This is a genomic window from Guptibacillus algicola (assembly GCF_020171805.1).
GTDB lineage: Bacteria > Bacillota > Bacilli > Bacillales > Guptibacillaceae > Guptibacillus > Guptibacillus algicola.
This window is the reverse complement of the sequence record NZ_JAIVAF010000001.1, coordinates 628,930-650,304: the sequence shown is the minus strand read 5'-3', so window position 1 is coordinate 650,304 and position 21,375 is coordinate 628,930. Positions and strand designations below refer to the sequence as shown.

Annotated in this window: 19 protein-coding genes; 15 read left to right on the top strand and 4 right to left on the bottom strand. The window is 39.7% G+C overall.

Features of this window, described 5'->3' with window-relative positions:
- The first annotated feature begins 5 nt into the window (after nucleotides 1–5).
- Nucleotides 6–944: a DHH family phosphoesterase gene (locus LCM09_RS03485; RefSeq protein ID WP_224878727.1), complete on the top strand. Its 939-nt coding sequence runs from the start codon at nucleotides 6–8 to the stop codon at nucleotides 942–944.
- A 55-nt stretch (nucleotides 945–999) separates the two neighbouring features.
- Here the strand turns inward: LCM09_RS03485 and LCM09_RS03480 are convergent, their stop codons facing one another.
- The 3 genes from LCM09_RS03480 to LCM09_RS03470 form a co-directional block, all read right to left on the bottom strand.
- Complete coding sequence (locus LCM09_RS03480; RefSeq protein ID WP_224878726.1) at nucleotides 1,000–1,191, bottom strand: YtzJ family protein; 192 nt, start codon at nucleotides 1,189–1,191, stop codon at nucleotides 1,000–1,002.
- Between the two features lie 98 nt (nucleotides 1,192–1,289).
- Nucleotides 1,290–1,796 carry a sporulation membrane protein YtrI gene (ytrI, locus tag LCM09_RS03475; RefSeq protein WP_224878725.1) on the bottom strand — a complete coding sequence of 169 codons (507 nt, stop codon included), beginning with the start codon at nucleotides 1,794–1,796 and terminating at the stop codon, nucleotides 1,290–1,292.
- A complete protein-coding gene (locus tag LCM09_RS03470; protein ID WP_224878724.1) occupies nucleotides 1,796–2,128 on the bottom strand; it encodes a YtrH family sporulation protein in 333 nt (110 codons plus the stop codon). The genes ytrI and LCM09_RS03470 overlap by 1 nt, the downstream gene beginning before the upstream one ends.
- A gap of 194 nt (nucleotides 2,129–2,322) precedes the next feature.
- On the opposite strand from LCM09_RS03470, the gene LCM09_RS03465 reads away from it, so the two are divergent.
- From LCM09_RS03465 to LCM09_RS03430, 8 genes are all read left to right on the top strand, one after another.
- A complete protein-coding gene (locus LCM09_RS03465; protein ID WP_224878723.1) occupies nucleotides 2,323–5,694 on the top strand; it encodes a DNA polymerase III subunit alpha in 3,372 nt (1,123 codons plus the stop codon).
- Between the two features lie 130 nt (nucleotides 5,695–5,824).
- Nucleotides 5,825–7,063: an NADP-dependent malic enzyme gene (ystJ, locus tag LCM09_RS03460; protein WP_404800790.1), complete on the top strand. Its 1,239-nt coding sequence runs from the start codon at nucleotides 5,825–5,827 to the stop codon at nucleotides 7,061–7,063.
- Between the two features lie 81 nt (nucleotides 7,064–7,144).
- On the top strand, nucleotides 7,145–7,798 hold the full coding sequence (locus tag LCM09_RS03455; protein WP_224878721.1) for a FadR/GntR family transcriptional regulator: 654 nt from the start codon (nucleotides 7,145–7,147) through the stop codon (nucleotides 7,796–7,798).
- Between the two features lie 20 nt (nucleotides 7,799–7,818).
- The gene (accD, locus tag LCM09_RS03450) at nucleotides 7,819–8,676 is read left to right on the top strand and encodes an acetyl-CoA carboxylase, carboxyltransferase subunit beta (protein ID WP_224878720.1); all 858 of its coding nucleotides are present in this window, start codon (nucleotides 7,819–7,821) and stop codon (nucleotides 8,674–8,676) included.
- On the top strand, nucleotides 8,676–9,653 hold the full coding sequence (gene accA / locus LCM09_RS03445; RefSeq protein WP_224878719.1) for an acetyl-CoA carboxylase carboxyl transferase subunit alpha: 978 nt from the start codon (nucleotides 8,676–8,678) through the stop codon (nucleotides 9,651–9,653). Before accD ends, accA begins: the two co-directional genes overlap by 1 nt.
- 115 nt (nucleotides 9,654–9,768) lie before the next feature.
- Entirely contained in the window at nucleotides 9,769–10,728 is a 960-nt protein-coding gene (gene pfkA, locus LCM09_RS03440) for a 6-phosphofructokinase (RefSeq protein ID WP_224878718.1), read from the top strand.
- A gap of 103 nt (nucleotides 10,729–10,831) precedes the next feature.
- On the top strand, nucleotides 10,832–12,586 hold the full coding sequence (gene pyk / locus LCM09_RS03435; protein WP_224878717.1) for a pyruvate kinase: 1,755 nt from the start codon (nucleotides 10,832–10,834) through the stop codon (nucleotides 12,584–12,586).
- A 160-nt stretch (nucleotides 12,587–12,746) separates the two neighbouring features.
- On the top strand, nucleotides 12,747–13,139 hold the full coding sequence (locus LCM09_RS03430; protein WP_224878716.1) for an FxsA family protein: 393 nt from the start codon (nucleotides 12,747–12,749) through the stop codon (nucleotides 13,137–13,139).
- 102 nt (nucleotides 13,140–13,241) lie between these two features.
- On the opposite strand, the gene ytvI is transcribed toward LCM09_RS03430, so the two are convergent.
- Nucleotides 13,242–14,366, bottom strand: a complete 1,125-nt coding sequence (gene ytvI, locus LCM09_RS03425; RefSeq protein WP_224878715.1) for a sporulation integral membrane protein YtvI — start codon at nucleotides 14,364–14,366, stop codon at nucleotides 13,242–13,244.
- A gap of 458 nt (nucleotides 14,367–14,824) precedes the next feature.
- Between ytvI and citZ the strand changes: the two genes are divergently transcribed.
- The 6 genes from citZ (at nucleotide 14,825) to pnpS (ending at nucleotide 21,244) form a co-directional block, all read left to right on the top strand.
- Nucleotides 14,825–15,940, top strand: coding sequence for a citrate synthase (gene citZ, locus LCM09_RS03420; protein ID WP_224878714.1), 1,116 nt, complete (start codon nucleotides 14,825–14,827; stop codon nucleotides 15,938–15,940).
- Nucleotides 15,941–16,007: 67 nt separating this feature from the next.
- Nucleotides 16,008–17,279, top strand: a complete 1,272-nt coding sequence (gene icd / locus LCM09_RS03415) for an NADP-dependent isocitrate dehydrogenase (protein ID WP_224878713.1) — start codon at nucleotides 16,008–16,010, stop codon at nucleotides 17,277–17,279.
- Between the two features lie 50 nt (nucleotides 17,280–17,329).
- Nucleotides 17,330–18,268: a malate dehydrogenase gene (mdh, locus tag LCM09_RS03410; protein ID WP_224878712.1), complete on the top strand. Its 939-nt coding sequence runs from the start codon at nucleotides 17,330–17,332 to the stop codon at nucleotides 18,266–18,268.
- 83 nt (nucleotides 18,269–18,351) lie between these two features.
- Nucleotides 18,352–18,831 carry a MaoC family dehydratase gene (locus LCM09_RS03405; RefSeq protein WP_224878711.1) on the top strand — a complete coding sequence of 160 codons (480 nt, stop codon included), beginning with the start codon at nucleotides 18,352–18,354 and terminating at the stop codon, nucleotides 18,829–18,831.
- Nucleotides 18,832–19,112: 281 nt separating this feature from the next.
- Complete coding sequence (locus LCM09_RS03400; RefSeq protein ID WP_224878710.1) at nucleotides 19,113–19,826, top strand: response regulator transcription factor; 714 nt, start codon at nucleotides 19,113–19,115, stop codon at nucleotides 19,824–19,826.
- Entirely contained in the window at nucleotides 19,826–21,244 is a 1,419-nt protein-coding gene (gene pnpS, locus LCM09_RS03395) for a two-component system histidine kinase PnpS (RefSeq protein WP_224878709.1), read from the top strand. The genes LCM09_RS03400 and pnpS overlap by 1 nt, the downstream gene beginning before the upstream one ends.
- The last annotated feature ends 131 nt before the right edge of the window (nucleotides 21,245–21,375 follow it).

The following is a 21,375-nucleotide window of genomic DNA, read 5'->3' as shown; positions in this document are numbered from 1 at the left end:
ATAAAATGAAGGAACAAATACTGGATGCAATAGAAGACTTCGAAACAATCATAATCCATCGTCATGTACGACCGGATCCTGATGCGCTCGGTTCTCAAGGTGGACTAGCTTCATTAATCAAAGGAACATTTCCACAAAAAAACGTACTAGTAGTAGGAGAAGAAGAGCCATCCCTCATGTTCTTGAACAGAATGGATGAGGTGTCAGATGAAGAATATGAGAATGCTCTTGTAATCGTATGTGATACTGCGAATCAACCTAGAATTAGTGATGATCGATATAATCGAGGGAAGCTGCTAGTGAAAATTGATCATCACCCAAATGAAGATCCGTACGGAGACATTTTGTGGGTAGATACCTCTTCAAGTTCTGTTAGTGAAATGATAGTGGATCTTTACATAACTGCAAAAGAGCGCGAATATGTGCTTCCGGATGAAGGGGCTTTTCTTCTCTATGCAGGTATCGTTGGAGATACGGGAAGATTTATGTTTTCAAATACGACGCAACGTACGTTTGAATACGCAGGAGAGCTACTTAAACATGGTTTTGACACGGGATCTCTCTATAATGAACTATACAAAACAGAGCAGCATATAGCGAGGCTGAATGGTCATGTTCTTCAACATTTCGAAGTAAGTGAGAATGGAGCAGGATGGGTAAAGTTAACGAATGAAACGATTACTTCATTTGGAGTAACCGCAAGTGAGGCTTCACAACTCGTTAATTCTTTCTCAAACGTTTCAGGGCTTAAAGCATGGGTGTTTTTCATAGAAGAAGAAGATCAGATTCGAGTTCGCCTTCGTTCGAAAGGACCAGTGGTGAACAGTATTGCTACCCGGTATAACGGAGGAGGTCACACGATGGCTGCAGGAGCTACTGTTTATACATGGGAAGAGGCAGATCAGGTGTTAGAGGAACTTGAGAAAGCCTGTAAAGACTTTTAAATCACAAATAAAGACCGGCATCGTCATATAAAATGAGATCGTCGGTCTTTACTAATTAAACTTGTTCTTGTGGCATCGGTATGAACCATGAACCAAAGTTTGTCACGTCCTCATGCACATCAATGTTAAGCGATTGTAGTTCTTTTTTGATAAGAGTAGCTAATTCTTTTGTTTCCGCATAAGCTGAACGTCCGTTCATTAAATCGGCTACCTTTGATTTGGCTAGCTGCTTGCGGTTGATAACCATCGCTACACCTCCTGAATTTTTGCTGTACTCCTATCATATACCACAATTTATAAGAATGCGACTTTTCTGACAAAAAGTCACAAAATAGTATAATCTTTTTATTGTATTAATCGAATAGATAATACAACTTCGACAGTTGTATAAACGATCATTTGTTTTACCTCGAACCCATATTCTATATCGTTGATCAGCAATGTTTTATTCTCGAGGGACTTGATAATAAAAGACCTGGTGTGTGCTACGGACCCAAGGTCTTTATTCAATAAGTCATTTAATTCGTCTTGTACTGCTTTCTTTAACTCATGCTTTGTCAATGAGTTAAGAGATAAATCCTGCTCCTTATCGAATGTAACGAGAATTCCTTTAATGAGAAGTGTTTTTTCGATGTCTTCATTGTCGTAGTTTTTTTCATCATCTAATAACGTGCGGTTTTGTGTTTTTAGATCTGAGATTTTTATTTTCTGCTCCTTAATTGTTGTAATTTGCTTTTCATACATGATTCCAAAAAGCATCAAGAAGAATAGCCATCCAAAAATGACACCTACTGATAGTCCAGCGAGGAATTTCTGCCATCCTTTTCTGGTGTATACTTGTGGAACTCTCATCAGTGGGAACGTTCCTGTGTAAACCAATTAATGACTTCCATCCCTGCCTGTGCTCCTCCTAATGCACAGAATATCCATAAAAACTGGCGCATGATTTCATCTGGAGACCCGCTTAAGAAACTTCTTTCCATATTATTTATCGTATCGAATGTTCCTCCAATCGCAGCAGCGATTGCCCAGATTTTCAGTCTTTGCGCTACTACATATATCCAGTGCAAAGGTGGTTCCCCCGAAAGAAATGCGCCGATTCCACCGATGATGGATCCACCAACAATTACCCCGAAAGCAACAAAAAAAGCAATAATTAATGTGACGAGCGTAACTCTCTCCATTGGGAACTCCTTCTTTCATTAGTTAAGGATGATAAATATAAAAAAAGTTACATTTGTAAAATGTCCGAGCTCATCTAGTCCACCTTTAGTAAAGACTATGCGAAAAGGAAGGGTGGTTATGCTTGATAATGTTTGTTTGATAAGGTAACAGTATCTATAATAGAGGTAATCGTTCAGTGAAAGTGGGATTACAAATGGAATTTGTGCATCTGCGTGTTTATAGCGAATATAGCCTGTTAGATAGTCCGAGCCGTATAAAGAAACTAGTGGGAGCAGCTAAAGGAATGGGATATGCCTCACTTGCGTTAACGGATAAAGGGACAATGTACGGCACAATTCCGTTCTATAAAGCATGTATTGAAAACGGAATTAAACCTATCATTGGACTTGAAGTTGAGGTATTAGTAGGAACATCGAGTTCTCCCGCTGACTCAAATCGGTATGACACGTTGGTTCTTTTGGCGGAATCTAATGAGGGTTATCATAACTTATTAAAGATATCTACGATTGTAAAGCACTCTACTAATAGAAAAGCTTATATCGAAAAACAGAAACTATTGTCTCTCTCTGAGGGAATTATTGCGATAACTGGTGGAAGAGAAACGGTTATAGGTCAATTGCTTCTAAAAGGTGAAGAGACTGCAGCACTGCAGCATGCGATTGAGTACAAGAAAGCTTTTACGTCAGGCTTTTATTTAGAGATGCAAGATCATTTCATACGTGAAGAAAGGCAGCTTAACCAGATACTCTACAGGTTTGCAAAAAAAGCGGACTTATTTCTCACCGTTACAAATGCCGTTCACTACATATCAAAAGGTGATGGAGAAGCGCATGATTGTCTGAAGTGCATCGATCACGGGGTGCGCTATGAAGATAAAGACCATGTTAGTCTTCCTAATCATGAATTCTATTTAACAAGCAAAGAGGAAATGATAGACCGCTTCAAAGGATACGAAGAAGCCGTTGCCTCAACAGAAACAATAGCAGCAGGATGCAATGTGAACTTATCGTTTGATGATACTCACCTTCCTAAATATCCTGTTCCTGAGGGAAAATCAGCTGAGGAATACCTTGAACGATTATGCCTTGAAGGTGTGACTGCTCGCTTTGGATCGAGTAGCACGGTTATTGATGATAGGTTGAATTATGAGCTATCTATCATTCGTAAAATGGGTTTTAGTGACTACTTTTTAATCGTTTGGGATTTCATGAAATATGCTCATGAGAAAGGGATGATCACTGGTCCAGGAAGAGGATCAGCAGCTGGATCACTTGTAGCTTACTTACTTAACATCACAAACGTAGACCCTATTCAACATAACCTTCTCTTCGAGCGATTCTTAAATCCAGAACGAGTCACGATGCCAGATATTGATATCGACTTTCCGGATGTGCGTCGCGATGAAGTAATCGAATACGTTCATAAGAAATATGGTCATAATCATGTAGCGCAAATTGTTACCTTTGGAACGCTTGCTGCTAAAGCAGCGATTCGAGATGTTGGAAAAGTGTTAGAAGTTGATACGAAATTGCTCGATGCGATGTCAAAAGCAATTCCTTCTCAGCCAGGGATTACGTTAAAAGAGGCAAAGGAAGAATCTACAGAACTTAAAAAAGTGCTTGCTAACTCTGAAGAATGTATGCGAGTTTTCGAAATCGCAAGCACGATCGAAGGCTTGCCAAGACATACTTCTACACATGCTGCTGGCGTAGTCATTTCTGCTGCCCCTCTTACGAACTATGTACCCCTTCAAGAGGGACATCACATAAGTTTAACTCAATTTCCAATGAATGACCTCGAAGAAATAGGTTTATTGAAGATGGACTTCCTTGGACTTCGTAATCTTACACTAATCGAAGGGATTCTTAGAGATATCGAAGTGAATACAGGGGAACGGGTTTCATTATCAACTATGCCAAAGGATGATGAAGCAACATTTTCTATGCTCCAAGAAGGAGATACAACAGGTGTTTTCCAATTAGAATCTGACGGGATGAGACAGGTTCTCCGTAGACTTAAACCGACAGAGTTTGAAGATATTGTTGCCGTGAATGCTCTTTATCGTCCAGGTCCAATGGAAAATATTCCATTATTTATAGCGGGTAAACATAATGAACGGCCTGTTCATTTCCCGCATCATGACTTGGAGTCAATCCTTCAATCCACCTATGGGGTCATCGTATATCAGGAACAAATCATGCAGATTGCGTCTAAATTAGCTGGATTCTCGTTAGGTGAAGCTGATCTATTAAGAAGGGCTGTTTCAAAGAAGAAGCGAGATGTGCTCGAATCAGAGAGGGAGCATTTCGTGAAAGGCTGTCTAGCAAAAGGATATTCTGAAAAAACTGCAGAAGAAGTATATGAGTATATCGTACGTTTTGCAAACTATGGATTTAATCGTAGTCATGCAGTGGCATATAGTATTATTGCGTACCAGCTTGCATATTTAAAAGCGAATTACCCAAGATATTTCTTCTCAAGCTTATTAACATCTGCGATTGGAAACCAAGATCGATTATCAAAATACTTAACTGAATGTCACCAGAAAGGCTTATCTGTTCTTCCTCCGTCCATTAACATGAGTGAAAGTACATTTATAGTAGAAGATGAGTCAATACGGTTTGGGCTACTGCCAATAAAAAACGTTGGGAAAAATGCGATCGAGGAAATTGTTTCAAAAAGAGGCAACAAAGCCTACAAGAGCTTATTCGATTTCTGTACTAGGGTTTCGCTCCGAGTAGTAAACAAACGAGCGATCGAATCTATGATTTTTGCTGGCGCAATGGATGATTTTGAAGTCGGTCGATCATCGTTACTTGCAACACTTGAAACTGCGATGAATTATGCATCCGAACAGGGCGATATGGATCAACCAGGTTTATTCAATAATAGTGAATCGGAGCCCCCCTACGAGAGTGTCCCACCTTTTGAGGAAAAGGATTTACTCGCGTTCGAGAAGGAAGCTATCGGCTTTTATTTAACAGCCAATCCCATCGATCCTTACTTGAAGAATATTCAAGGTTATCAACGAACCGTAATATCTGAAGGGTTAACGTTCAATGATCGACAACCGCTTCGAATTGCAGCGGAAGTGATTAAGTCGAGAAGTATTCGAACGAAAAAAGGACAAATGATGGCGTTTATCACGTTAGAAGATGAAACTTCCAAAATAGAGGGAGTTGTTTTCCCTGATACATGGGAACAAACATCAACGATTCTTCAGCAGGGCGAATTTGTGTATATAGATGGCGTTGTCCAAAAAAGAGGAGAAACGACAAATATCATCGTATCGAGAGCCAAGAGACTAAAAGATATTACGCCAAAACAACCTCTTAGTATACTATTTTTGAAAATTGATCCACACCATCTCGAGGATGACACGTTGGAAAATGTAAAGAAAGTACTTAGTGAAAACAAAGGAGAATCGTCTGTCGTACTGTACTATAGCCATTCAGAAAAAACAGTTAAACTAGGTGAAGAATGGTTTGTAAATCTCTCAGACACTTGTGTAGAAAGATTAAAATATTTACTAGGTGAGAACAATGTAGTTAAAAAGACTCGATGAAATTGTTTACAGCATTAGATCATTTGTTATAATGGTGAAAATAGAGTGGTCTGACCACTCTCTTCATAAACGGTAAAATCATAACACTAGCACATATAGCTTCCTTAGAAGGAGAGTGGGTTAATTGTCTATCACAAGAGAAGAAGCATTACATATTCACAGAGTTAACCAAGGAAAACTAGAATCGAAATCTAAAGTACCAGTGAGGAATGCAACTGACTTGAGTCTTGCGTATTCACCAGGGGTTGCTGAGCCGTGTAAAGAAATATACGACGATAAGAATAAGGTATATGAGTACACAATGAAAGGGAATATGGTAGCGGTCGTTTCAGATGGTACAGCAGTGCTTGGTTTAGGAAACATTGGACCTGAAGCATCGTTGCCCGTCATGGAAGGAAAAGCTGTTCTTTTCAAAAGTTTCGCTGGTGTAGATGCATTCCCGATTTGCTTAAATACGACAGATGTTGACCAAATTGTTCAGACCGTTAAACTAATGGAACCAACATTTGGTGGTATCAATCTTGAAGATATTGCTGCACCAAACTGTTTTGTAATCGAAGAAAGATTAAAGAAAGAAACCAACATTCCAATCTTCCATGATGATCAACATGGTACAGCTATCGTTACAGTAGCGGGTCTTGTTAATGCTCTAAAGTTATCAGGAAAGTCTATGAGTGAGATCAAAGTTGTCATCAATGGTGCTGGTGCTGCAGGTATCGCTATTATTAAGCTATTAAACCGCTTTGGTGTCAAAGACATCATCATGTGTGATTCAAAAGGAGCAATCTTTGAAGGTCGCCCTTATGGTATGAATGATGTAAAAGCATCTGTCGCGAAATATACGAATAGAGATCAAGCTGAAGGCTCTCTAAAAGAAGTTATTTCAAATACTGATGTGTTTATCGGTGTGTCAGTTGAAGGAGCATTAACGAAGGAAATGGTTGCATCCATGAATGAGGATCCAATTATTTTTGCGATGGCAAACCCTGTTCCTGAAATTATGCCTGAAGATGCTAGAGATGCAGGTGCGAGTGTGATTGGGACGGGTCGTTCGGATTTCCCTAATCAGATTAACAACGTTTTAGCGTTTCCTGGGATTTTCAGAGGTGCTCTCGACGTCCGTGCGACACATATCAATGAAGACATGAAGGTAGCTGCTGTTCAGGCGATTGCGGAACTCGTAAGTAACGATGATTTAAATGCAGACTATGTTATTCCTGCTCCATTCGATCCAAGAGTTGCTCCAGCAGTTGCAGCAAGTGTTGCAAAGGCTGCGATGGAAACAGGAGTAGCGCGTATTAATGTAGATCCTGAGGTCGTAAAAGAAAAAACACGTTCTCTTGCAATCATTGCTGAAGAAGAAAAGTAAGTGGGGAAGAACGTTACTTTCTCACTTTTTTCTTGGATAAGACGATGACCAGGGTTGAAGAAGGGGTGGTGATTTTCCAACATGGAACCACAAGGGAAAGTCTACCAGAATATCTTAGATAAGATAAAAGCAATTATATATAATGATGGTTTGCAAACCGGTGATAAGCTCCCTTCTGAAAGGGAGCTTTCTGAGCGGTTAAATGCAGGAAGGTCATCTGTACGAGAAGCCTTACGTTCAATGGAAATGCTAGGGCTTATCGAAACAAGACGTGGAGAAGGTACCTTTATTTCAAATGTGAAAAATCACCGTCTAGTTGAAGTTATTGCTTCATTTATTTTGAAAGATACAAAGTCTAGACGAGATTTGTTAGAAACACGTCACCTAATCGAGATGGACATCTTAAGGTTAGCTTGTGACCGTATAACAGATGAAGAACTAGAGCAACTGAGAACGATGCTTTATCATAAAGAACCTGCTTCTGAGGAAGATATTTATTCAACAGAATTTGATATAGCATTCTTTCGAGTAATCACATCTTCAACAAAGAATCATTTGCTCATGAGGTTATGGGCTGAGCTTTCTGATTATCATCAGACGATTTGGCACCATCTTACTTACCGTCCTGTTACTTATTATGAAGCACTAATTGAAGCGTTAGCTGCTCGTAACCAGGAGAAAGCCATACGTCTGTTGTCTGAGTATGACAATGATTTTAAACAGCAAGATATATAAGGTGAAAGGGATGGTCACAATTGTTAAAAGATATATTTAATAAGAAGAAAAAATACGCAACCGTTCCCTCCGAAAAAATAAAACAGGATGTACCGGAGGGCATTATGACAAAATGTCCTGGGTGCAAAAGTATTATTTATTCGAAGGAACTCGAGAAGTCTAATAAAGTATGTGTGAAGTGTGGATATCACCATCAGATGAACGCTTTTGAGCGTATTAAGAATACCCTTGATGAAGGTAGTTTTGAAGAGTTTAATGCAGGGATGATTTCTGAAAATCCGCTTTCATTCCCTGATTATGTTGAAAGGCTTGAGAAAGATCGTAAAAAATCTTCTCTTAACGAAGCCGTGGTAACTGGAGAAGGAACGATTAACAGTCAGCGTACAGCGATTGCTGTTATGGACGCTCGTTTCCGTATGGGAAGTATGGGGTCTGTTGTTGGAGAGAAAATAACCAGAACGATAGAACATGCCGATAAAGAAAAGATTCCTTTTATTATCTTTACAGCATCAGGTGGAGCTAGAATGCAAGAGGGCGTATTAAGCTTAATGCAGATGGCTAAATCGAGTGTGGCCCTGAAGCGCTTCTCAGATAATGGAGGTTTATTCATTTCGGTTATGACCCACCCTACTACTGGGGGAGTTTCTGCTAGTTTTGCTTCTGTAGGAGACTACAACTTCGCTGAACCTAAGGCAATGATTGGGTTTGCTGGACGAAGAATCATAGAACAAACCATTCGGGAGGATCTTCCTGAAGATTTCCAAACTGCTGAATTTCTACTTAATCATGGACAACTCGATTCCGTTATCCATCGTGCTGATATGAAGAAAACACTCTCAACAGTACTGATGATTCATAGTAAAGGAGGTGACCGATAGTGGCAAATAGACTTGATTTTGAACGACCGGTTCAAGAGCTTGAAGACAAAATCGAAGAATTAAAATCGTTTATGGATGAGAAAAACATCGATCTTTCAGATGAGATTTCACGACTTCAAAAACGTCTTGCATATATGGAAGAAGAGGTTTACGGAAATATGACTGCCTGGAATAGAGTACAACTTGCTCGTCACCCGGAACGTCCAACTACGCTTGACTATATTGATCGCATCTTTGATGACTTTATTGAACTCCATGGCGACCGAGCATTTGGTGACGATGAAGCAATTGTAGGTGGGATCGCAACATTTGAAGATAAGCCTGTTACTGTTGTTGGTCATCAACGAGGTAAAGATACAAAAGAGAATCTACGAAGAAACTTTGGTATGCCACACCCTGAAGGTTACCGCAAAGCTCTTCGACTTATGAAACAAGCTGAGAAGTTCAATAGACCTGTTGTCTTTCTATTGGATACAAAAGGGGCGTTCCCAGGAAAAGCTGCCGAGGAACGAGGTCAGAGTGAAGCGATTGCTCGTAATCTCATTGAGATGGCTGGTCTAACCGTTCCGATCGTTTGTATCGTAATTGGTGAAGGGGCTAGTGGCGGTGCGTTAGCGATCGGGGTAGGAAACCACGTACACATGCTCGAAAACTCCTGGTATTCTGTTATCTCTCCAGAAGGTGCAGCAGCACTTCTTTGGAAAGATTCTAGTCTCGCTCAACAAGCTGCTGATACGATGAAAATTACAGCTCCTGACTTGAAAGAACTAGATGTGATCGATGAGATTGTGCCAGAAGCAAAAGGTGGCGCTCATAGAAATGTGGAAGAACAGGCGGCTTCTATCCAAAAAGTGTTAAAGAAATCTTTGGAAGAGCTTTCTAAACTTTCCAAAACGGAGCTTGTCGAGCAACGCTACGAAAAATACAGAAATATTGGACAATATACGTTTGTAACCGATACCATTGGCTTAAAATAAGGAAAGTGCTTTCTCTGTTTAGGGAAAGCACTTTTTTATGAGCGTGCTTTGCTATTGTGTTACACGGGTGTATTTGATATTTTAATAACACAAAGAACTAATGAGGTGAACAGGTATGAAGCGTATTGGTGTATTGACCAGCGGGGGAGACTCACCTGGAATGAATGCGGCGATTCGTGCTGTAGTTCGTAAAGCGATTTATCATGATATCGAAGTTTACGGAATTTACCACGGATATACCGGATTGATGAATGACGAAATTAAAAAGATGGAAATCGGCTCTGTAGCTGATATCATTCATAGAGGCGGCACAATGCTTTATTCTTCACGTTGTCCAGAATTCAAAACGATTGAAGGGCAATTAAAAGGGGTAGAAAACCTTAAGAAGCACGGAATCGAAGGCCTTGTGGTCATCGGAGGAGATGGTTCTTACCGTGGGGCTCAGAAGCTTACGGGACACGGATTCCCTACCATTGGTATCCCTGGAACAATTGATAACGATATTCCTGGCACAGATTTTACTATTGGTTTTGATACTGCCTTGAATACTGTTATTCAAGCTATTGATAAGATTCGTGATACAGCAACTTCTCACGAGCGTACATACGTGATCGAGGTAATGGGCCGTAACGCTGGAGATATCGCACTCTGGTCTGGTCTTGCTGATGGTGCAGAATCTATTCTTATCCCTGAAGAGAAATACGAAATGTCGGATATTCTAGCTCGTTTGAAACGAGGACATGATCGTGGAAAGCGTCACAGCATCATTGTCGTTGCTGAAGGCGTTGGAAGCGGAGTTGAAATTGGGAAAGAAATTGAGGAAGCAATGAATATGGAAACTCGTGTGACTGTTCTTGGTCACGTACAGCGAGGTGGTTCACCTACTGCAACTGACCGTGTATTAGCAAGTCGTCTTGGTGCGCGTGCAGTTGAGCTCTTGCTTGAAGGTGCACAAGATCGTACAGTAGGCATTCACAATAACCAAATCATTGATTTAGACATTAATGAAGCACTTGATATGCCTCATACTGTTAATCAGAAAATGGTGCAACTTGCAAGAGAACTTTCAATCTAAACTAGTATTCATCCATGACTAATGGATGAATAATGGTGTTTACTGGATAAATAATACCCAGAGTTGGATAAAATTATTAAGAAGAGCTTTTAGGAGGAGACCTATGCGTAAAACCAAAATTGTCTGTACAATTGGGCCTGCAAGTGAGGACCAACAAACATTAGAAAAATTGATGCAGGCTGGAATGAATGTTGCCCGTCTTAACTTTTCTCACGGAGATTTTGAAGAGCACGGCAACCGTATTAAAAATATTCGTGCGGTATCTGAGAAGATTGGCAAGAACGTTGCGATTTTACTTGATACAAAAGGACCAGAAATTCGTACGCACAACATGGAAAATGGTGCGATCGACCTTGAAGCTGGACAACAGCTCATCGTATCGATGGAAGAAGTAGCCGGTACTACAGAGAAGATCTCTGTAACGTATCCTGATCTTGTTAATGACGTTCATCCAGGTTCAAAAATCCTTCTCGATGATGGATTAATCGAACTTGAAGTGAAAAGTATCGAAGAAAATGAGCTTTACACAGAAGTATTAAACAACGGCACGTTGAAGAATAAAAAAGGCGTTAACGTACCAAACGTAAGTGTAAACTTACCTGGTATTACAGATAAGGACGCTGCTGATATCGAATTTGGTATTGAGCAAGGCGTTGACTTTATTGCAGCATCATTTGTTCGTCGTGTATCTGATGTGTTGGATATTCGTAAACTTCTTGAGAAACATGATGCAACTGATATCCAAATCGTACCTAAGATCGAGAACCGTGAAGGTGTAGACAACATCGATTCTATTCTTGAAGTTTCTGATGGTCTAATGGTAGCTCGTGGTGATCTTGGTGTTGAAATTCCTGCTGAGGAAGTGCCACTTGTACAGAAGCAACTGATCAAAAAGTGTAACGCACTTGGTAAACCAGTCATTACTGCAACGCAAATGCTGGATTCTATGCAGCGTAATCCTCGCCCAACTCGTGCTGAAGCAAGTGATGTTGCCAATGCAATTCTTGATGGCACGGATGCAATCATGCTTTCAGGTGAAACTGCAGCAGGATCTTATCCTGTAGAAGCTGTTACAACGATGCATAATATTGCTTCATATACGGAAAAGTCTCTGAACTACCGTGAATTGCTTTCAATGAGAAGTAAGGAAATTGAAACTAATACAACAAATGCAATCAGTGAGTCTGTAGCACACACGGCTTATAACTTAAACGTGCCAGCTATTCTAACTGCTACTGAGAGTGGTCATACTGCACGTATGATTTCAAAGTATCGTCCAAAAGCACCGATTGTTGCTGTTACAAATACAGCAAGTGTGTGTCGTAAGCTTGCTCTTGTATGGGGCGTACATGCTCAAGAAGGACGCAAGGTGAAAACAACTGACGAGATGTTAGAAGTAGCGGTTGAGGCTTCTATCCGCTCAGAAATCGTTAACCACGGTGACACAGTTGTCATCACAGCAGGCGTTCCTGTAGGTGAATCTGGAACGACAAACTTGATGAAAGTACACGTTATCGGTGATATCCTTGCTAAAGCACAGGGTATTGGTAAAACATCTGTTTCCGGTCGCGTCGCAATCGCGAAAAGTGCTGATGAGGCAATTAGCAAAGCGGATGAAAATACAATCATTGTAGCGATTGGTTCAGATAAAGATATGGTTCCTGCACTTGAAAAAGCAGCTGGCCTGATTACAGAAGAAGGCGGTCTAACAAGTCATGCAGCAGTTGTAGGACTTAGTCTTGGACTACCGGTTGTCGTTGGTCTTGACGATGCTACGAACTTGTTTGAAGATGGTCAAGAAATTACTCTTGATGCAACTACTGGAATTATCTACAAAGGGAAAGCAAGCATTCTGTAAGCTTTGACTTTTGATGAAAGGCTGCCGACTATTCGGCAGCCTTTTCCTTTTCATCTAATTAAGGTTCGAAATCGCCATAGTACGAAATATGGCTTAAATCATTTATAATAGAAAGTAACGGGATTTTCTTTCTCGAATATAAACAAAGGGGCCCTGAAACATGTTTCGTATCTTGCTTCTTTTTATCATTTTAGTCCCAGCTCTTGAAATAGGTCTATTGCTTTTGTCAGGGCGGACATTAGGGTTGATTCCTACAATATTATTAATCATTGGAACTGGTGTACTTGGAGCTTGGCTTGCCAAGAAAGAAGGTTCGGATGCTATACAAAAGGTTAATCGACAGATGCAAACTGGTCAGATGCCTGGAGATGCAATCCTTGATGGATTGTGCATTCTAGTAGGTGGAGTAGTGTTGCTTACGCCTGGTTTTATTACAGATGCGATTGGGTTTTGTCTTCTAATACCAGCAACTAGAAGACCCTTCAAGCGCTGGCTACGCAAGTTTCTTGAAAAAAGGATGAATAATGGTCAATTCGTGTTTATAAAGAGATGATAACCCAATAAGAGACAACTTTGAGTGGGATCATGACCACTTTTAGATAATAAAAAAACTGTCGAGTATTCATCGACAGCTTGAAGCTGAAGGACTCTTCCTTCAGCTTTTTCTTTTGTTTTCACCGATAATATAATGCCAAATATCTTTAAACACATTTGCGTGATACAACGTTTTGAGAACAACGAGGAACACGGGGCCGATGATTAATCCGATGAACCCAAAGATTTGGAACCCCACAAACAGTGCGATTAACGTTGCGAGGGGGTCGAGACCGATGTTCGAGGATAATACTTTAGGTTCTACTAATTGACGTTGAATAACGACAATTCCATAGAGTATAGCTAGCCCAATCGTTAACCCATAATTCCCAGTGAGGAATGAATAGATCATCCACGGTACAAACACTGCTCCTGTACCAAGGTATGGAAGAAGATCAACAATCCCAATGATTATAGAAATTGTAACAGCATATTCAACACGAAGAATCAGAAGACCTACGAGAACGATTGCAGCAGTCATGGAAATTAACGTGAGCTGAGCTTTAATAAAGCCGAAGAGTGCTTTTCTCAAATCTTTGTATACAGAACCGATACTTCGTTGGATATCACTCGATACCTTTTTCTTTACCCAACGGATGAACTTATACCAGTCTTTGCTTATAAAGAAGGTAGCCAACAATGAGAAGATGAGTACTGTAATAATTGTTGGTAAGCTGATGATGATAGAACGTATCCCTTCTACTAGTGCTTGCAGAATATCCGTAACAGCAGTAGTCACAGTCGTTCCGACCGATTGTATATTATCCATGATCGTAGTTTGCTGGTCTTTGTTTAAATCTTTAAAAAGGTCCTCAAGCTGATTATATAAAGGCAAAACTTGAGAAACGAAAAGCTCTTCAATAAAGGTGACAATTTCTCTAAAGTTCTCAGGCAAAACGTCTGCTAAGTAAACGACTCCTTGTACGATTTCGTTTACAAGAAGTGTTAAAAAAGCTGCGAGTACTCCGATCAAGAATACAATCGATAGTGCAACAGCAGCTGCCCTTGGCATTTTCACTTTCGCTTCAAGAAGATCGACGAGTGGGTTGATCAAGAAGGCCAGGAGCAAGGCGATTACAAAAGGGTAAGCAAAGTGCCAAATATAATAGAGTATAAACAAACCGAACACTACAGCTGCGATTACGATTAAGAATCGGAGAATGCTGTGTACATAATGCCAGTTCAATAAAGCGCCTCCTCCAAAAGTATTCTACTTTAATAATACACTTGTTCGATTGAGCCAATCAAATGCATTTTAGCTGATTTCGTGAAAAATTTTGAAATGTTTGTTATGCTTAGATAAGTGTTCTGTTTAGTTTGAAGGAATCTTCCTTTTACAGTACATCAGACCTGTTGAAGTGGGATGGGTGTTTTTTGTCGAGTTTTGAAACTGAACTACCGTTCAGAGTAAGGATAGTACGACAAATTCTTATGAAAACACGTAACCAACAGGCTTTTAAGAAAAAAAAGGAAGTCGCCAAATCTTGCATATTCATTCACAAATGTCAGATTTTTGTTTATAATGGAGACGGACGCACCTTCTTTGTACATAAGATTCCTTTTTTTTTGGAGCGTTTGTAAAGCGTTATCAAAGCAGAATTTTTAGAAAAAAAGAATGTTAACATGGAAAAGGAGAGGGAAAGTATGACGACTACTCGCGGTTTAGAAGGCGTTGTTGCTACTACATCATCTATAAGTTCAATTGTAAACGATGTCTTAACATACAGAGGTTACAACATTGATGACCTAGCTGAGAATGCTAGCTTTGAAGAAGTAATCTATTTGTTGTGGAATGATAAACTTCCTAACAAACAAGAATTGGATCAGTTCTCTGCAAAGCTTGCGGAAGATGCTGTGATTCCTGAAGAAATCATTAATCAAATTAAATCTTATCCAAGTGATAAGGTTTCTCCAATGGCTGCACTTCGTACAGCAGTTTCAACACTTGCACTGTATGATGAAGAAGCAGATGATATGAGTGAAGAAGCGAACTACCGTAAGGCAATTCGTCTTCAGGCGAAAATCCCTACAGTTGTTACAACTTTTTCACGTATTCGTGAAGGGAAAGAGCCGATCAGCCCTAAGAAAGACCTTAGTTTCGCAGCAAATTTCCTCTTTACACTGAATGGTGAGATGCCAGAAGAGGTAGCAGTTACTGCAATCAATAAAGCGCTAGTTCTACACGCTGACCATGAATTAAATGCATCAACATTTACTGGTCGTGTATGTGTAGCCACGCTTTCGGATATTTACTCAGGTGTTACTTCAGCAATTGGAGCTCTTAAAGGCCCACTTCACGGTGGAGCAAACGAAAGAGTTATGAAAATGCTAAGTGAAATAGGTAGTGTTGAGAACGTCGATTCTTACCTTCATCAGGCTTTTGAAAAGAAAGAAAAAATCATGGGCTTTGGTCACAGAGTGTACAAAACTGGAGACCCTCGTGCGAAGCATCTTAAAGAAATGTCCCGTAAGCTTACTGAATTAACTGGAGAAACAAAGTGGTACGAAATGTCTACAAAGATGGAACAGATCGTTAGAGACGAAAAAGGCTTGCCGCCAAACGTAGATTTCTATTCTGCTTCTGTTTATCATAGTCTTGGCATTGACCATGATTTGTTCACACCACTATTCGCTGTAAGCCGTGTGTCAGGTTGGATCGCTCATATCCTTGAGCAGTATAGCAATAACCGCTTGATCCGTCCTCGTGCAGAGTACGTAGGAGCAACAAACCAATCATATGTCAGCGTAGAAAATCGATAAAACAAAATAGGGAAGGAGTTACTCCTTCCCTATTAATAAATGTAGATTCAATAGGAGGAATATAATAATGGCTAATGGAGAAAAAATTACCGTAAATAATGGCGTACTAAACGTTCCAAATCATGCAATTATTCCATATATTGAAGGCGATGGAACAGGTCCAGATATCTGGGCAGCAGCATCTCGCGTACTAGAAGCTGCGGTTGATAAAGCTTACTCTGGTGAAAAGAGTATTACTTGGAAAGAAATTTATGCCGGTGCTAAGGCTCATGATAAAACAGGAGAATGGCTTCCTGCTGATACACTTGAAGCAATTCGCGAATACATAATTGCGATTAAGGGGCCACTTACGACTCCAGTAGGAGGCGGAATCCGTTCCCTTAATGTTGCTCTTAGACAAGAGCTAGATTTGTTTACTTGTCTTCGCCCAGTTCGTTATTTCAAAGGGGTACCTTCTCCTGTTAAGCGACCTGAAGACACTGATATGGTTATCTTCCGTGAGAACACTGAAGATATCTATGCAGGTATCGAGTTCCAAAAGGGATCAGACGAAGTAAAGAAAGTCATTTCTTTCTTACGTGAAGAAATGGGTGCGAAAAACATTCGCTTCCCTGAAACTTCTGGAATTGGAATCAAGCCAGTTTCTGAAGAAGGTACAAAACGTCTTGTAAGAGCAGCGATTCAATATGCTCTTGATGAAGGACGTAAGAATGTAACGCTTGTTCATAAAGGAAACATCATGAAATTTACTGAAGGTGCTTTCAAGAACTGGGGTTATGAAGTTGCTGAACAAGAATTCGGAGATAAAGTATTCACTTGGGCTGAATATGACCAAATCGTAGAGGATAAAGGCAGAGATGCTGCTAACGAAGCACAATCTAAAGCAGAAGCAGAAGGCAAGCTTATCGTTAAAGATGCGATTGCAGATATCTTCCTTCAGCAGATCTTAACTCGCCCAGCAGAGTTTGATGTAGTAGCTACGATGAACTTGAATGGTGACTATGTATCAGATGCACTTGCAGCTCAGGTTGGTGGCATAGGAATTGCTCCTGGAGCTAACATTAACTATGAGAGTGGACATGCAATCTTTGAAGCTACTCATGGTACTGCACCGAAGTATGCTGGATTAGACAAAGTTAATCCTTCTTCTGTTCTTCTTTCAGGCGTATTGATGCTTGAACATATCGGATGGAATGAAGCTGCTAAGCTTGTTTTAGATTCAATGGAAAAAACGATCGCAAGCAAAGTAGTAACGTATGATTTCGCCCGTCTAATGGAAGGTGCAACTGAAGTAAAAACTTCTGAATTCGGTGACGAACTTATTAAAAACATGAATTAATGATTAGAACTATATCTTGAATTATTTTCCTTTAAAGGAGTGGCGTTCATATGACAATAAAACGCAAAAAAGTATCCGTGATTGGTGCGGGTTTCACTGGTGCTACAACTGCTTTTTTACTAGCTCAAAAAGAGCTATCTGATGTAGTGCTTGTTGATATACCAAATCAGGAAGGCCCGACGAAAGGAAAAGCGCTCGATATGTTCGAAGCGAGTCCTGTACAAGGATTTGATTCCAAAATAATCGGAACGTCCAATTATGAGGATACAGCGGATTCAGATATCGTAGTTATTACGGCTGGAATTGCAAGAAAACCGGGAATGAGCAGAGACGATCTTGTTAATACAAATGCAAAGATCATGAAAAGTGTTACTCATGAAATCGTAAAGCACTCTCCAAATACGCTTATTGTCGTTCTTACAAACCCTGTCGATGCGATGACATATACCGTATATAAAGAGTCCGGCTTACCTAAAAACCGCGTTATTGGTCAATCAGGTATTCTAGACACAGCTCGTTTCCGCTCGTTTATTGCTGAAGAGCTTAATATTTCAGTAAAAGACATCACTGGTTTTGTACTAGGCGGACATGGTGACGATATGGTCCCTCTAGTCCGTTACTCCTTTGCAGGTGGAATACCATTAAATAACCTTATTTCTAAAGAGCGCCTCGACGAGATTGTAGAGCGCACACGTAAAGGTGGAGGAGAAATCGTTAGCCTTCTAGGAAATGGAAGTGCCTATTATGCTCCCGCTGCTTCTCTTGTTGAAATGGTTGAAGCCATTCTCAAAGATCAGCGCCGCGTCCTTCCAACAATCGCTTATCTTGAAGGCGAATACGGATATGATGGATTATATCTTGGCGTTCCTACCATCATTGGCGGAAATGGAATCGAGGAAATCATCGAGCTTGAATTAAAAGAAGATGAGAAACAGCAATTAGATAAATCTGCTGATTCTGTGCGCAAAGTCATGACAGTGCTAAATTAATAAAAGACGATCCGGTTCATACCGGATCTCTTTTACTAAAAGAAAGAAAGCGCTTTCTCACTATGGTTAAAGGGGGATGTATCATGCTATTAGGAAAAAAACGCAAGATTGGCCGAATGATCGAAGAAATTTCAGTTGGTGAGAAATTGGAAGTGACAGAAAAAATAGATGATCGAGAGCTGTTATTGTATCTTGGAATTTCTAACGACAATAATCCTCTTTTCATTCAACACGATTATGCATCATTAACACCATTCAAGAAGCCGATCGTTCCACAGATTATGCTGTTAGCTATCGTTACGGGTGCTATCTCAAAATACCTCCCAGGTCCAGGTAGTAGCGTGAAAAAACAGGAAGTGGACTTTCTGAATCCTGTTTATCATTATGAATCTGTTCAATTTGGTTTTGAAGTAATTGACGTCAATAATCAAGATCACGAAATTACTGTAAAGGTTGAAGGGGAAAATGAAGAGGGGACTGTTATTTTAAACGGACAATTCGTTGTTTGCCCGCCATATCCAACAAAGCCTTTGACGAAAACAACTTCATTTGAGAATTTCTAAGAGCCGAAAGAGGCTCTTTTTTGTTGGTCAAAAAAGTTCGCTTTAATCAATTTCTGTGATTAAATAGAAACTATCGATGTAATGGAAAGTGGTGTTTCATTCGTTTCGTCCTAACAACATGAAGGTCAAATTACATCATTATTATAAAAACCTCGATAAGTATCTCTTTTTCCTTTGTGAAAAGAATAGTATTATGTAGGTATTCAGGAAAAAATAAAAGAAGTCCTGGTAATTGGCTCTAGAACATAGATGAATGGGGAAAATGTTTAGGGGGTAATACAATGGCTCAGAAGATACTTGTAGTTGAAGATGAGATGTCTATTCAGACATTGCTTCAATTCAATCTTGAACAAGCGGGTTATGAAGTTGTAACTGCAGACGATGGAGCGGAAGCTCTAGAGAAGGTTGAATTAGATAAGCCGAATTGCATCATTCTTGATTTAATGTTGCCAGAGATGGACGGACTTGAGGTTTGTAAAGAACTGAGAAGTCGACATATCTTTACACCTGTCCTTATGTTGACGGCCAAGGATGATGAATTTGATAAAGTATTAGGACTTGAGCTTGGTGCGGATGACTATATGACCAAACCGTTTAGTCCACGAGAAGTTGTGGCTCGTGTTAAAGCGATTCTTAGAAGAATAAAACAGTTAGAAGGTATGAAGTCATCAACCACAGAAGAAGGAGAAAGAATACAAGTTGGCGAGTTAGATGTTTACCCAAATAATTATGAAGCATACTTCCAGGGTGAACTGATGGAAGTTACTCCAAAAGAGTTTGAGCTACTTGTTTATTTAGTTCGACACAAAGGAAGAGTTCTGACGCGTGAACAGCTGTTAAGTGCGGTCTGGAATTATGACTTTGTAGGAGATACACGAATTGTTGACGTTCACGTTAGTCATTTAAGAGAGAAGATTGAGCAAAATACTCGTAAACCAGAGTATATCAAGACAATACGAGGTCTTGGGTATAAGTTAGAAGGACCTTCAACCTAATGAAACGTTTTCGATCACGTTTTCTAAATGGACAATTTATTGTACTCTTTTTTGTATTCGTTATGATGGTCGTGTTACTTGGAAACATATTCGAAGGAATCTTGTTTGCAGAGGCTTCTAATGAACAGCTCAAAAATATGTGGTGGGTGCTTAGTATTGCGTTTGGAATTGCTTATTTGCTTTTCGTTTACATTAGTTTTCGGATTTCAAGTAGGTTAACAAAACCTCTTGAAGGGGCACTAAAAGTTGCCAACGAATTAGCTTCAGGTAATTTCAAAGCACGGACGTATGAATACAAGTTGGATGAGACTGGACAGTTTAGCCATTCCCTCAATATCCTTGCTAGAAATTTAGAAAGTATGACTAATTCATATGAGATTCAGCAAAATCGTTTGATGACATTAATTGAAAATATGAATAGCGGATTGATATTAATCGATGTAAAAGGACACATCAATTTGGTGAATCGCTTTTACAAAGACACGTTTGGTATCGACACAAATGATTACATAGACGAACTTTATTATGAATCGATTCCATACGAAGAGATTGTTCAATTAGTGGAAGAGACGCTATTGATTGAAGGGACGGTTCAAAAACAAGTTGAACTTCCAGTGGGATTAGAGTTTCGTCATTTCGATGTTTCTGGTGCTCCTATCCTTGCACATGATGATCAGATGAAGGGCGTTGTACTCGTTTTTCATGATATTACGGATATAAAGAAACTTGAGCAAATGAGAAAAGACTTTGTTGCGAATGTCTCTCATGAACTCAAAACACCGGTAACCTCGTTAAAAGGGTTTGCAGAAACGTTGTTGGATGGCGCAATGGAAAATAAGGAATTTCGTACAAAATTTCTTACAATCATTCACGATGAAAGTGATCGTCTTCAGACACTAATTCAAGATTTACTCGATTTATCTAAGATGGAACAGAAACATTTTTCTCTAAATTGGCAGGACGCTAATCTTAAAGAGATCGTTGATGATTGTGTGCTATTGACGAAGAATAAAGCAGATAAGAAAGCGATTGAAGTGATCGCTTCGTATGAAGGGGATACACAAATTAAAGGGGACGTTCATCGACTAAAACAAGTGTTTTTGAACTTGATATCTAATAGCTTGACTTACACACCAGAGAACGGAAAAGTAAACATATACGTAAAAGAACAAGTTGATACGGTAGAATTCAAAATTACTGACAACGGCATCGGTATAAAAAAAGAAGAGTTGCCAAGAATTTTTGAACGCTTTTATCGTGTCGATAAGGCTAGAAGCAGGAACCTTGGTGGAACAGGGCTTGGTCTTGCGATCGTGAAACATCTTGTGGAAGCACATAATGGTAAAATATCTGTTGATAGTGAGCTTGGTGAGGGATCTACTTTCACGATTACGCTTCTCAAAGAACGAATTTATTAAAGTTTACGTTAAGTTTACACTTTGTTTATACGCCCTTAAAATTATTTCTGTAAAGTAACAATTGACCCCTTCATCATGACTAGAGCATGATTTTAGACGAGTTCTACTCGTCTCTTTTTTTTGAAAAGAAA